Origin of the sequence: Allobacillus saliphilus (assembly GCF_018138385.1) — a bacterium.
Taxonomy (GTDB): Bacteria; Bacillota; Bacilli; order Bacillales; family Alkalibacillaceae; genus Allobacillus; species Allobacillus saliphilus.
Genome location: NZ_JAGSIE010000072.1, coordinates 1 through 259 on the forward strand (window position 1 = coordinate 1; position 259 = coordinate 259).

At 43.2% G+C, this 259-nt stretch carries 1 protein-coding gene; it reads right to left on the reverse strand.

Annotated features, from left to right (window positions below; all coding sequences use genetic code 11):
• Positions 1–259, reverse strand: a 259-nt coding sequence (locus KC820_RS13095) for a hypothetical protein (protein ID WP_212371703.1), incomplete at both ends; no start/stop codon positions are given.

Sequence of the window (259 nt, forward strand, 5' to 3'; positions counted from 1 at the left end):
AATCACAGTCCCCATTGTCCATGGATTAAGCGTGCCGCCATCCAGATCATCACCATTTGTCCAGTTCTTTACTGCTCCACCATCGTAAATAGTCGTATTGGTAAATGTCTTATCAAACGTAATAATCCTGAGTAAGTCATTTTCGTCGATTCTTGCATTTCCACCGGCTATCCCGGCACACATTCCGATTATTGTACGGTATGTCGCATTAGATGGCGCTTTCTGAATCTGAAAATCCGCATTTGGAAACACTGCATCT